Consider the following 13,282-nt stretch of genomic DNA (forward strand, 5'->3'; position numbering starts at 1 on the left):
TTGTGTACGGAGCCTTCAACGCCTTAAGTCAGAAGGATATGAAGCGATTAATCGCTTATTCCTCCGTTTCACACATGGGCTTTGTATTACTGGGTTTAGCCGCTTTAACGCCCGAAGGAGCCAACGCCGCGATTTATCAGTTATTCTCACACGGCATCCTTTCGCCTATGTTATTCCTCGTCGTGGGAGTAGTGTACGCCCGTACGCACGACCGTAACATCGATCATTACCAGGGCTTGGCTTTAAGCATGCCCGCGTATACGGGCTTAACGGCTATTGCCTTTTTTGCTTCCTTAGGATTACCCGGGTTTTCTGGTTTTGTAGGCGAATTTTTTAGTCTTTTAGGAGCGTTTAATTCCATTTATATCCCGGTCTGGATGGTAGTTGTAGCGGGGTTTGGATTAATTCTCGGAGCAGGGTACTTCCTCTGGACCTTCCAGCGAGTATTCTTAGGAAAACGCTGGTCTTTATACGAAGAGAGTCTGTTACCCGATCTGAATTTCCGGGAAAAGATAATGCTGGTGCCCCTGGCTCTGCTTTCCCTTTTCTTCGGAATTTTACCCGGAACCGTCTTTAGTATTACCGAAGGGTACGTCATGGAATTCATGAAGCATTTCGGTTAGCCGCCAGAAATTCAATTTTCTTCAGATTTAACACTTCGCGAAAGCTACGGCGATTGAATACATGCTTGAACAACTCGACCACATCATAGCCAGTTTGGCCCGCTTCACTCCCGAAGTCTGGCTGATGGCGGCATTTGTGGCTCTTATTAGCTGGGATTTAGTAACAACTGAAGTAAACGAAGAGGGGCGTGGTGGATTTTTCCATTTTCTTACCTTTCTCGTTTTTATTATTCTGGGATTGTTTGTTTACCACCAATGGCAAACCCAGTCGCCGGGTCCTTTATTCAACCAGATGTTGGTACTGGACGGTAAAGCTCTGTTCTTCAAAGCACTCATTACGTTTTCAGCCTTGATTGCGGTGCTGCATAGCTGGGTAATGAAACGTCGCTGGTCGGGGGAGTTTTTCTCCATTTTGGTGGGGATGGTCTTCGGTTTATTTCTGCTTTCCATGGCTACGAATCTACTGATGGTGTATGTATCGCTTGAAGTAGTTTCCATCTCCAGCTATATCCTTACCGCCTTCCGTGGCGATCGTAAAAGCTCAGAAGGAGGGATGAAATACGTGCTGTTTGGTTCCGTAGCTTCGGGACTCATGTTGTATGGCATGAGCTTGCTCTATGGCTTAACCACCACCCTTGATTTTACCAATCCAGCCTTTGGACGAATCCTGATAAATGTTGATCCGCTGGTATCGGCTTCGGCTCTGATCCTGGCGATGAGCGGGTTACTATTCAAAATCTCGGCTGTGCCTTTCCAAATCTGGAATCCTGACGTGTACGAAGCAGCAGACACGCCCGTAGTCTCGTTCTTTTCGGTGGCTCCCAAGGCAGTGGCTTTTTTGGTATTAATGCGTTTGTTCAGTGTATTACCGCTGAATTTTCAGCCCGTGCTGGCCGTTATCTCGTTGGTAACCATTACCATTGGTAACTTTTCCGCTCTCTGGCAAACCGACGCTAAGCGGCTCATGGCGTATTCATCCATTGCTCAATCGGGTTTCGTTTTGGTAGGCTTAGTGGCTTTTTCAAGTCTGGGGAACCAAACTGCCATCTTTTATCTGGCTACGTACTTATTCGGAACCATGGCGAGCTTCTTATTGATTGATGCCTTATCGCCTTCCCTGAGCAAAAACAGCGTATCCATTTCCAGTTTTAACGGCATTGGAAGGCAACAGCCGCTGGCTGCTGTCCTTTTAACCATTGCTTTTCTGTCCCTGGTCGGCTTACCTTTAACGGTGGCTTCTCGGCCAAACTTCTCGTATTTAGTTCTTTGTGGGAAGCTTACCAGCAAAGTAGCCAGAATCTATTCCTGATCCTTTTCGTTTTTGGATTACTGAACACCGCTGTTTCGCTGGCCTTTTACCTGAAGATTCCTTTTGCTTTGTTTTTCAGAAAAACAGCTGAAGAAACGCCAGTCGTAACGCTGAGCTGGGGAGTAACCGTCTTAAGTCTGGTATTGACTCTCCCCATCATTCTGCTATTCCTCAAAACCGATTGGCTGATAAACTGGATATCGGGGTTATAGGGATATTTTATTGGGATAATGGCATTTTTTGCGGTGAAAATATTTGGTTGGTCTGATTATTTTACTGAAATTTCTATTAAAAATACAGTCGTGTGGAAGTAGAGTAGATGCTTTTAGGGCTGAAGGTTACGAAAATTGAACAATTCCAAGTCCAATTCGGACGTTGAAGCGAGTGTGAATTTTTTGTGAACATTTCTTGAACCATTCCGAGCTTAAAGTTGTAATTTCGATTCATCGAAAACAGATTACTTCATTAAGCGAGCAGTCAAAACGACATCCTAAATGTCCGACGAAATCAAACACGAATGCGGGATCGCTCTTCTCCGTCTCCGCAAACCGCTCCAGTATTACATCGACAAATACGGCACGCCTTTGTACGCCGTAAACAAGATGGCCCTGCTCATGAACAAGCAGGCCAATCGTGGACAAGATGGTGCCGGGGTGGCGAATATTAAGCTTAATGTTTCTCCAGGGTATCGCTTCATCAGTCGGTATCGTTCGGTAGAAGCGAAACCCATCGAAGACATCTTCGAGAAAATCAACAAAAAATACCGGAAAGCAGAAAAAGAAGATCCGAAGCAATTCATGAATGCCGAATGGCTTCAGGAAAACTACGGCTTCACGGGTGAAGTTTGGCTGGGCCACCTGAGATATGGTACGCACGGCAAAAACGAAATCGAAAACTGCCACCCTTTCCTGCGTCAGAATAACTGGCGGAGCCGGAATCTGGTCGTTGCGGGTAACTTTAACATGACTAACGTTGACGAGCTTTTTGATAAGCTGGTTTCGCTGGGTCAGCACCCCAAAGACAAAGTAGATACGGTAACGGTAATGGAAAAAATTGGCCACTTTCTGGACGAAGAAGTGCAACGCCAGTTTGACCGTTTCAAGCCTTTATTCCCTGAAGATAATCAGCAGCTTACGTCTTTAATCGAATCTAATATTGACGTTGCCCGTATGTTGCAGCGTTCCTGCCGGGATTTCGATGGTGGATATACGATGTGCGGGATGTTAGGTTCGGGAGCGGCTTTTGTTGCCCGTGACCCCGCTGGTATTCGCCCCGCTTATTATTATGCGGATGATGAAGTCATCGTGGTTGCTTCAGAAAAGCCTGCTATCAAAATGTCGTTTAACTGCGACTATGATGAAATCGTTGAAATTCAGCCTGGTAATGCGTTAATCATCGAAACTAACGGTGATTTCCGCGAACAGGAATTCCGCGAGCCTCTGGAGAAAAAATCCTGTTCATTCGAGCGTATTTATTTCTCAAGAGCATCTGATCCAGACATTTACCGGGAACGTAAAAATTTAGGTAAACTTGTACTACCCCAGATTCTCAAGGAAATTGATAATGATCTGGCAAATACGGTTTTCAGTTATATTCCTAACACTGCCGAAACCGCTTTCTTCGGTCTGGTGGAAGGCTTAGACGAACATCTGGTTCAGGAACGCAAGCGTCACATTCGCGAAGGTGTCCTGTTTGAAGAAGACCTGGATCGTTTGTTATCCTTCCGTCCCCGTACCGAGAAAATCATTTCAAAAGACGTGAAACTGCGTACGTTCATCACGAACGATACGGCACGCGACGAGATGGTTTCAAACGTGTATGAAACAACGTTTGAGGTAATCCAGAAAAAACAGGATACGATTGTTCTGATTGACGATTCTATCGTTCGCGGAACTACTCTGGAACGTTCGATCCTCCGCATGCTGGATCGTCTGGAGCCTAAGAAAATTGTCATTGTCAGCTCCGCTCCGCAAATTCGTTACCCCGATTGCTACGGAATTGATATGTCAAAAATGAAAGATTTCGTGGCTTTCCGGGCAGTATTGAAGTTACTGGAAGAACACAATCGCGAAGAGCTGCTGGAGGAAACTTTTGCTCGTTGTAAAGATGCTCTTGAAAATGGGTACGCCACTCAGGAGAACTACGTGAAAGCTCTTTATGAACCTTTCACCGACGAACAGATTTCCAAAAAAATTGCCGAAATCGTAACGCCTAAAAACTGTCAGGCTGAAGTATCTATCATTTATCAAACGGTTGATGGATTACACACGGCTTGTCCAAACCATACGGGCGACTGGTACTTTACGGGTAATTACCAACGCCGGGAGGTAATAAAGTGGTGAACCGGGCTTTTGTAAATTACATGATTGGCAAAGGCAACGAACGAGCTTACGGAGCTTTCTAACGAATACATGGGAGAACCCTGGTTTAACGCCGGGGTTTTCTTTTACAGAAGAATTACGAAATTTTAGTAATATTACGAAAAAATCGTAATTGCTATGAAATACCTGTTTACTCTTCTCTTTTGCTGCTTTATTCATTCCTTAGGGGCTCAGAATCAGATTTTAAAGGGGAGAGTACTGGACGAAAAGACGAACGAACCCGTTGCTTTTGCATCGGTGTTCATTAATACGACTACGACGGGCACGTTAACCAATGAAAAAGGAGAGTTTTCTTTGTCGGTGAAAGCGGGTAACTACGAAGTCATTGTTTCCATGGTAGGTTATGAACCGCTGGTCTATGCTCTGGATACACGCCAGAAACGGGCGGTTTCTTACCTGTTTAAAATTCAGCCGAAAACCTATTCACTTCAAACCGTTGGGGTGAAGGCGAAACGCGATAGCTCGTGGTACGATAACCTCAAGATTTTCAAAGAGCAGTTTCTAGGTAGTAGCGAAACAGCTCAGCAATGTCGCATATTCAATGAAAACCAACTCGTTATTGTCTTTGATCCCCAAACAGCTTTTTTGGAGGTAAAGTCCGACGAAGTACTGAAAATCGAAAACCGGGAACTGGGGTATCGTATCAATTATCTGTTGGCGGAATTCAAATACGACATGCGGCAGGGGTATGTTACCTACCTGGGTTATCCGAACTTTCAGCTCATGGAAGGAAATAAGTCCCGGCAAAGACGTTGGGCCAAGAATCGGCAGCGGGCGTATAAAGGCTCGATCATGCATTTTGTACGAAGCCTGCGAAATCAGCAATTAGAAGCAGAAGGCTTTAATCTTCGAAGACTGATTCGGATGCCCAATCCCAATCGGCCCACGGAGGAAGAGTTAAAAGCAATCCGTCAGAAAATCAGAGAGCAGGGTGGTTTACGAAAAGATGACCCACTGGAGAAAATCCTGGCGAAGGCTAGTTTGCCAAAAATCCTGGAAAAACTGGATACGGCCCGGGTTGTGTATGATGAATACCTGAAAAAGGACCAACTGACTTTTGAGGGATTTTTTCAGGTGGTATACGTTGGCGAAAAAGAAGAACCCGCTTATGTCATGAGCCAGAGCCGTCATCGAAACCGTCAGCCCACGTTTCAGACTTCGGTATTTTCCCTGAGAACGGAATCTGTGCTACTGGAAGAAAACGGAAGTATATTACCTCCACTAGGCGTTATGTTTGAAGGTTACTGGGGTTGGGAGAAAGTAGGAGACCTCTTACCGCTCGATTATTCGGATCAGTAAAGGCTGTCTTCCAGGTAACGATTTATGTCTCAATCCATACTTATTTTAGAAATTCAATAGTAAAGACACGCTTAAAATAGACCACTAGGCGTGGAAATTCGACAGCCCATAGTAGAGCCATTGCCACCTCGTCGTATCTTCGCGAGATCAATAGAATTCCGTTTCATTACTGACAGGTTTTTCAGCTAGCCGATTAGGTATGATTTTTTATTATAAAAAGTCAAGAAAAAACTGACAGTATCTAGCGGGAAATTATTGACAAATTGCAGCCGTGAAAATCCCCGGAGGCGTTGAGTGCTTACTCAACCGTGCTCTATTTTGACCATCCTATCGAATGAATAAAACTGATACCCAAGATGGCAGCAAACGCGTAAGCCGGATTAATCGCTTTTTCTTGGATTTGCATGACGTCTTTCTATTTGTTGTCCGAATTTTTAAGGAAGCGTTCTTACCTCCCTACGAGTTTAAGGAAATTGTTAAGCAGTGCTTTGAAGTAGGTGTAAAATCGCTTCCGCTGATCTCCCTCACTGGTTTTATTACGGGCATTGTATTCGTAAACCAGTCGAGACCTTCGCTGTCTGAGTTTGGAGCTGTTTCTTGGTTACCCTCGCTCATTGCCATTGCTATTGTGCGGGCTCTGGCTCCTTTGGTTACCTCATTGATTGCGGCGGGTAAAGTAGGTTCAAACATCGGAGCCGAGTTAGGTTCGATGAATGTAACTGAACAAATCGACGCGATGGAAGTTTCTGCTACGAATCCGTTCAAGTTTCTGGTCGTGAGTCGGGTCATTGCTACCACTACCATGATACCCCTCCTGACCGTCTATACCACGATGTTAGCTCTTTTGGGGGGATTTATTAATATTCATCAGAACGAGGCCACGAGTTTTCAAACCTACTTTACGCAGGTGTTTAATACCGTCACGTTTACGGATGTATTTGCTTCGCTGACTAAATCCGTTGTGTTTGGATTTACCATTGGAGCCGTAGGTTGTTATAAAGGGTTTCACTCTTCTAAAGGAACGGAGGGCGTTGGAAAAGCGGCTAATACTTCGGTGGTACTTTCCATGTTCCTCATTTTCATTGAAGAGTTACTTTCCCTGCAAATCGTAATGGCATTAATCTCCTGATCCTATGAAGAGAAAAGCAAACATAGATACCAGCGATAAAGTCATTTCAATTCGTGGGCTGAAAAAATCCTTTGGTAGCCTGACGGTATTGAGAGGGGTGGATCTGGACATTTATAAAGGCGAAAACTTGGTGGTGTTGGGTCGTTCCGGCACGGGAAAATCCGTTTTGATTAAGATTATTTCGGGTTTACTGAAAGCCGATGAAGGGTCCGTTAAAGTATTGGGTCAGGAAGTCGGTGAGTTATCTGCCAAAGAGCTGGATGCGTTGCGACTGAAAATTGGGTTTTCCTTCCAGAATAGTGCCTTATACGACAGTATGACGGTGTACGAGAATCTGGAGTTTCCCCTAATTCGTAATGTGCGTAATCTGACCAGAAAAGAAATTGATCTGGCTATTGAAGAAGCTCTGGAGGATGTAGGGTTATCCCAGACGATCCGTCAGATGCCTTCGCAGCTTTCGGGCGGACAGCGGAAGCGAATTGGTATTGCCCGCACGCTGATTCTGAAGCCAGAAATTATGCTTTACGATGAGCCAACGGCTGGTCTGGATCCGATTACATCCGGAGAGATCAATAATTTGATTAATCAGGTTCAGGAACAGCATAATACCACTTCGATCATCATTACCCACGATTTGACGTGTGCTAAAACTACGGGAGATCGGGTCGCCATGTTATTGGACGGCCAGTTCCAGCGTCAGGGCACTTTCGAAGAAGTTTTTGCTTCGGACGAAGAGCGGGTTAAACAATTTTACGAATATAATTTTATTGACTAAATGAGCACAGGAGAAAACAAACGATCAGTTCAGGTAGGAATTTTTGTATTCCTGGGCCTCGTCATATTTATTGTCGGCGTATTGTTTTTAGGCGGTCAACAAAAACGCTTTATCAAAAGTATTGAGGTAGCAGCCATCTTTGATGATGTAGGAGGTTTGAAAACGGGTAATAACGTCTGGTTTTCCGGGGTAAAAGTGGGTACTGTAAAATCGGTAAAATTCTACGGAAAATCACAGGTGGAAGTGACCATGAACATCGAAAAAGAAGCTCAGCAATACATTCATAAAGACGCTCAGGCGGAAATTAGCTCGGAAGGTTTCATTGGCAATAAAATCGTGGTTATTGAAGGAGGAACGCCCCAACTGGCTTCGGTTGACGATGGGGATGTCATTCGGGCAAAAGCCGTTTTAGGCACCGATCAGATCATGGAAACCTTGCAGGAGAATAACAAAAACCTGCTGAAAATTACGACTGATTTCAAAGGACTCGTTTCAAAAATTGCCCGTGGGAAGGGTACCATTGGAGCCGTTCTGACGGATTCAATTCTGGCCGAGCAATTTAAAGCTACGGTTAATCACCTTGAACGAGCTTCTCAGAATGCTAATCGCATGTCGAGTTCGCTGGCGGCTTATTCCAATCGTTTAAATACCAAAGGAAGTCTGGCCCACGAGTTGGTAACCGATACGACGGTTTTTGCCAGCATCAAATCTTCGGCTAATCAATTGAAACAGATGAGTCAGTCGGCTCAGCAAGTGGTAGACAAAGCCTCTGTAGCGACTGACAACGTAGTAACTGCTACGAAAAAACTGAATCAGAATGACAATGCTCTGGGCTTGTTACTCAACGATCAGAAAACTGCTGGCGATTTGAAAACGACCTTACAATACCTGGAAAGCAGCAGCCGAAAACTGGATCAGAACATGGAAGCTTTACAGCATAACTTCCTGACGCGTCCGTTTTTCCGCAGACAGGAAAGAGCGGCAGAAAAAGCCAAACGTGATTCGCTGAAGAATGCCGGCCAATAGTTCTTGAACAGATTAGTGTTTCTACGCTGCCAGTATTTGTTTTAGGCCAAGCTGCTTTATAGAAAGAGAGTCATTGCTGCCAGCGAAAAAGCTGGCAGCAGTCTTTTAGGGCAAGTTAGTTTATAGAAAAGCTGGCTGGGTCACGTTGGTAGCGGTTGTTCAAGAGGCTTCTATTGCTCTGAAAATAATTGAGACATTTCAACAAGTTATTATGCCTACGCTGCTAGTGTAATCCCTGATAGGCGAAGCGTTTCTTTTTGAAAATAGGTTACTTTGCAGGCTCAAGTGTAGAAAATAGAATGCAGCAGTTACTCGATTTATTAAAGCAATACCAAACTACCGATACGAACGAAGAGGCCATGCGGTTGCGTCTGATGGAATTCGTTCAAACGCACGAAAATTGCTTTGATCGAACCTTATTAATCGGTCATGTCACCGGATCAGCCTGGATTTTGGACGAAACCGGAACGCAGGCCTTACTCATGCACCACAGAAAACTTGGTCGTTGGTTTCAGCCAGGAGGACATTGTGATGGGGACCCGAATGTGCAGGGAGTGGCTCAGCGGGAAGCTTGGGAAGAAACCGGAGCCGAAGTAACTCCTGTCGGTGACGGCATTTTTGATATTGACATTCATACCATTCCCGCTCGTAAGCAGGAACCGGAGCATTTGCATTATGATGTTCGTTTTTTTTCCGGGCCGATGCCACGAAAGAGTTACTCATCAATGAAGAATCTAACGAGATCAAATGGATTCCTTTAAACGAAGTTCGCCTTCATAACGACGAAGAATCCATGATGCGAATGGTGCGAAAATCAGTGCTGAATGGTCGAATGAGTGAATGATAGAACAACAAAAAGGGAAGGCTTGCCTTCCCTTTTTGTTACTTACTGTTGATTGAAAACTTTACGATTTCGGTGGGTCGTTCGAAGTCGCCGAGGGGTATTTTGGCGATTTTTTCTACGATGTCCATACCTTTCGTGACTTCACCGAAGACGGTATATTCCTGATCGAAAATGATTTCTCCGCCCTGTTTCAGATAGATATCTTTCAATGCTGGTGGGTACTTTGCCAACTCTTCTTCATTGTAATAAATACCTTTAGTAACAATGAAAAACTCCGTTGACGAAGAGCGTTTCTCTGGATTATTCTCCGAATAACGAGCCATCGAGACGGTTCCTCGTTTATGAATTAGATTCGGACGTAATTCGGCGGGAATGGTATAGCTGAGCTGATCGCGTTGCTCGCCGCCGCCCTGAATGCAAACACCCTTTACCGAACGATAAAAGCCTCGGTCATCGTAATAGCCTTGATTGGTTAACCGTAGAAAATTAGCCCGGTGGAGGGGCGTTTCCTTATATAACGTAATTTCAATATCACCGAATCGGGTATGGATGTTTACTACATTTTCGGGGTGCTCTTTTCCGTAATCGGTTAGCGTTTGGGTAACCTCATCCTGCGGAATTTCGAAATTACTACAGGAGCTAAGACCTAATCCAATAACAGCCAGAAACAGACCTAATCGATTCATTTTCATATAAAAGAGGGTTAGGCAAAGACGGAGGTGAACTGGAAGGTTTCCCCGTCAAATAAGCCTTTGTCACTTAATTTTAAACTGGGAATGACGAGTAAAGCCATGAACGAAAGCGACATGAAGGGCGAGCTCAGCGTACAGCCCAGTTGTTGCTTGGCAAAAGCGTCGAGCGTGGCGTATTGAGTGGCTACCCAGTACCCATCTTCGCCGCTGAGAATACCCGCAACGGGCAGGGGCAGCACCAGCTCTTCTGCTTCGTGGACCGCTGCGATCCCACCTTTTTCACGAATAATCAAATTAACGGCCTGAGCAATGGAATCGTCATCCACACCAACGGCTACGATATTATGCGAATCGTGGGCTACACAGGAAGCCAAAGCTCCTTTAGTTAGGCCGAAATTTCGGATAAAAGCTACTGCTGGCGGAGCGTCAGCGTACCGATTAACGACGGCAATTTTCAATACATCCTGTTCGGTATCAGAAGTTAACTCGCCGTTCTGAACGTTTAATTTTTCGATTCGGGCGGGGGTTATCAACTGACCGTCCAATGCTTCGATGACCCGAACGGAAACTTCTTTTTGTGATGAAGTGATCTGAAAATCAGCGGGGGCTTTCTCCAGAGCATTAAACTGATTAATAGGCTCGCTGAGGTAACTCGTGAGAAGTGAAGTACCGTTTTCGGCAACCAGCTCCCCTTTAATATAGGTTTGAAGAATAGTAAATTCTTTCGGAGAATCAATAACGATAAAATCAGCCGAATCACCTTCGCGTAATTGCCCAACCGCCAAGCCATAATGTTCTACCGGATTCAGACACGCCATTTGAAGAATTTCAAACAAATGATCGGGATATAACGCCAGAGCCCGTTTGACCAACAGATTAATATGACCGAGTACAAGTCCGTCGGGATGTTTATCATCCGAACAAAACATTAGGTTCTGGTAATGCTCGGGTAATAGAGGAATCAGGGCATCGAAATTCTTTGCTGCTGAACCTTCCCGAATTAACACCTTCATGCCGAACGAAAGCTTATCGAGGGCTTCTTCAGCGGTAAAACATTCATGATCCGTCTGGCAGCCAGCTTCGATGTATCGGCGGGCGGCATCGCCCCGAAGTCCGGGGGCGTGTCCATCGACGGGGTAACCTAATTCCTGAGCAATGCCGATTTTGGCGGTCATGTCCGGGTCATGATTGAGCACGCCGGGAAAGTTCATCACTTCCGCCAGATAACCTACTTCCTGATAATTCGTTAATAAATACCGTACATCTTCAGGGGTTACGATGGCTCCTGCCGTTTCAAAAGGCGTCGCCGGAACGCAGCTAGGGGCTCCAAAACAGAAGTGAAAAGGGACTTTACGACCGTTTTCAATCATCCATTCTACTCCTTTTACCCCCAGTACATTCGCAATTTCGTGCGGGTCCGAAATGGTGCCAACCGTTCCGTGCACCACTGCCAACCGGGCAAACTGAGCCGGACTGAGCATGGAGCTTTCCACGTGTACGTGAGCATCCACAAAACCCGGTAACAGGTATTGTTCGGGAGCCTCAGGGTTATCCTGAATGCGAGTGATGGTATGGTTATCAATCGTTATCGTAACCGGACGAATTTGCCGACCGGGAATATCCAGAAGCTGGCCACTAATCTCTTTCATCATTTTTAGTTTTCAGTTGTCGGTTTGCTGTTTTTAGTTGATAACAGATGCCCCTCTTGCTTGCCCGACGGATCGGAATGTGCACCAATGGAGAAAGTAACTAAAGCATTCCGGTATCAAACTTTTCTAACGAACTCAAACCTTTCAAACTTTATACGCAGCATAAGCCCTGCATCACTCCTCTAAACTTTTTACCTTTGCCAAAGTTCTACAATGAAATGACTTCCCGGTTGCTTTCAGTAGCAATTTCTGATAAAATGTCTAAAATCATCATCGCCATTGACGGCTATTCAAGCTGCGGAAAAAGCTCAACGGCTAAAGTTCTCGCGGCTCAGTTAGGATACGGGTATATCGATACTGGTGCCATGTACCGGGCGGTTAGCCTGTATTTTTACCAACATTATGTAACCATCACTAATCCTCATGAGGTTCAAAAGGCCCTCGAAAATATTCACATTACGTTTCAGTTTAATCCCGAAAAACGGTTGAACGAAACGTATCTGAATGGGTTATGTGTGGAAGATGAAATTCGAAAAATGTACATTTCCCAGCGGGTAAGCGAAGTAAGTGCCGTGGTAGAAGTGCGTCGGGCGATGGTGGCTTTACAGCAGAAAATGGGAAAGCAGAAGGGTATTGTCATGGATGGTCGGGATATTGGCACCATGGTATTCCCGCAGGCAGAACTAAAAGTATTTATGACGGCAGATCCGTTGATTCGGGCTCAGCGACGGCAAGCGGAGTTACTCGAAAAAGGAGATCTGATTTCTCTGGATGAAGTACTGGAGAACTTAACCAAACGCGATCACATTGACATGACTCGCTCCGAAGGACCGCTGCGGCAGGCGGAAGACGCATTGGTACTGGATAACTCATTTATGACCTTCGACGAACAGGTGGCTCTGATTAAATCCTGGGCGGAAGAACGAATGGGGAAAAGTGTTTAGGGTTTTCAGTTTTGAGCGGCCGTCGCTGCGGTTTTGAGTTTTGAGTTTTGAGTTTTGAGTTTTGAGTTTTGAGTTTTCAGTTTTCAGTTTTCAGTTTTCAGTTTTCAGTTTTCAGTTTTCAGTTTTCAGTTTTCAGTTTTCAGTTTGAAAGAGAAAACCTGTAAAGGTAGGAGAGTTGCTTGAAAAGAGAACAACAACCCCGGAGGGGTTGAACATGGATAGCCTCGGGTAAAACCCGGGGTAAACGTTGGTGGAGCCCATACGCCAATCTCCCGCCCTGGCTGGTGTCCTCACCAGCCCTTACTAAGCATAGTGGTTGGTGAGGACACCAACCACGGCGGGGTTTTTGAGTTTACAATCTCCAATAACAGGCGGTCATTTCTGTAGAGATGGTTAGTGTTACTTTAGGGATTATAAATCCCTTCCAGAGGGCTTTCGGATTACAAATCCGAAAGAGCGTAGGGAGTTGTTCGAAAAGGGAAACCTAACCCCGGAGGGGTTGAACCTGGATAGCCCCGGATGCTAATCCGGGGTTTGTGTTACAAAAACATAAAAAGAAAAAATCGTAAAACAAAATATAGCCCCGGATGTCAATCCGGGGTTTTCTGTTG

Annotated in this window: 11 protein-coding genes and 1 pseudogene; 10 read left to right on the plus strand and 2 right to left on the minus strand. The window is 45.3% G+C overall.

What is annotated here, in order from left to right; genetic code table 11:
* Positions 1-2 precede the first annotated feature (2 nt).
* The 9 genes and pseudogenes from BWI96_RS23245 (at position 3) to BWI96_RS08800 (ending at position 9,303) form a co-directional block, all read left to right on the plus strand.
* Positions 3-623 (plus strand): NuoM family protein, encoded by a 621-nt coding sequence (locus BWI96_RS23245; protein ID WP_369804121.1) that lies wholly within the window; start codon positions 3-5, stop codon positions 621-623.
* A 61-nt stretch (positions 624-684) separates the two neighbouring features.
* Positions 685-1,932, plus strand: coding sequence for an NADH-quinone oxidoreductase subunit N (locus tag BWI96_RS08765; RefSeq protein WP_106636268.1), 1,248 nt, complete (start codon positions 685-687; stop codon positions 1,930-1,932).
* A complete protein-coding gene (locus BWI96_RS08770; RefSeq protein WP_106636269.1) occupies positions 1,890-2,144 on the plus strand; it encodes a hypothetical protein in 255 nt (84 codons plus the stop codon). Before BWI96_RS08765 ends, BWI96_RS08770 begins: the two co-directional genes overlap by 43 nt.
* Before the next feature lie 282 nt (positions 2,145-2,426).
* Positions 2,427-4,336: pseudogene (locus BWI96_RS08775) on the plus strand (amidophosphoribosyltransferase).
* Positions 4,337-4,430: 94 nt separating this feature from the next.
* Positions 4,431-5,612, plus strand: coding sequence for a carboxypeptidase-like regulatory domain-containing protein (locus BWI96_RS08780; protein WP_106636270.1), 1,182 nt, complete (start codon positions 4,431-4,433; stop codon positions 5,610-5,612).
* Positions 5,613-5,946: 334 nt separating this feature from the next.
* Complete coding sequence (locus BWI96_RS08785; protein WP_106636271.1) at positions 5,947-6,741, plus strand: ABC transporter permease; 795 nt, start codon at positions 5,947-5,949, stop codon at positions 6,739-6,741.
* Between the two features lie 4 nt (positions 6,742-6,745).
* Positions 6,746-7,516 (plus strand): ABC transporter ATP-binding protein, encoded by a 771-nt coding sequence (locus BWI96_RS08790; protein ID WP_106636272.1) that lies wholly within the window; start codon positions 6,746-6,748, stop codon positions 7,514-7,516.
* Positions 7,517-8,542 carry an MlaD family protein gene (locus BWI96_RS08795; protein WP_106636273.1) on the plus strand — a complete coding sequence of 342 codons (1,026 nt, stop codon included), beginning with the start codon at positions 7,517-7,519 and terminating at the stop codon, positions 8,540-8,542.
* Positions 8,543-8,841: 299 nt separating this feature from the next.
* Complete coding sequence (locus BWI96_RS08800; protein ID WP_232793655.1) at positions 8,842-9,303, plus strand: NUDIX hydrolase; 462 nt, start codon at positions 8,842-8,844, stop codon at positions 9,301-9,303.
* Positions 9,304-9,424: 121 nt separating this feature from the next.
* Here BWI96_RS08800 and BWI96_RS08805 read toward each other — a convergent pair whose 3' ends face one another.
* Positions 9,425-10,078 carry a peptidylprolyl isomerase gene (locus tag BWI96_RS08805; protein ID WP_106636274.1) on the minus strand — a complete coding sequence of 218 codons (654 nt, stop codon included), beginning with the start codon at positions 10,076-10,078 and terminating at the stop codon, positions 9,425-9,427.
* 11 nt (positions 10,079-10,089) lie between these two features.
* Positions 10,090-11,727: an adenine deaminase gene (gene ade, locus BWI96_RS08810; protein ID WP_369804126.1), complete on the minus strand. Its 1,638-nt coding sequence runs from the start codon at positions 11,725-11,727 to the stop codon at positions 10,090-10,092.
* A 257-nt stretch (positions 11,728-11,984) separates the two neighbouring features.
* Here ade and cmk point away from each other — a divergent pair, with 257 nt between their 5' ends.
* Positions 11,985-12,671 carry a (d)CMP kinase gene (cmk, locus tag BWI96_RS08815; protein WP_106636392.1) on the plus strand — a complete coding sequence of 229 codons (687 nt, stop codon included), beginning with the start codon at positions 11,985-11,987 and terminating at the stop codon, positions 12,669-12,671.
* Positions 12,672-13,282 lie beyond the last annotated feature (611 nt).

The sequence above is a fragment of the Siphonobacter sp. SORGH_AS_0500 genome (assembly GCF_002838835.1).
Classification (GTDB): domain Bacteria; phylum Bacteroidota; class Bacteroidia; order Cytophagales; family Spirosomataceae; genus Siphonobacter.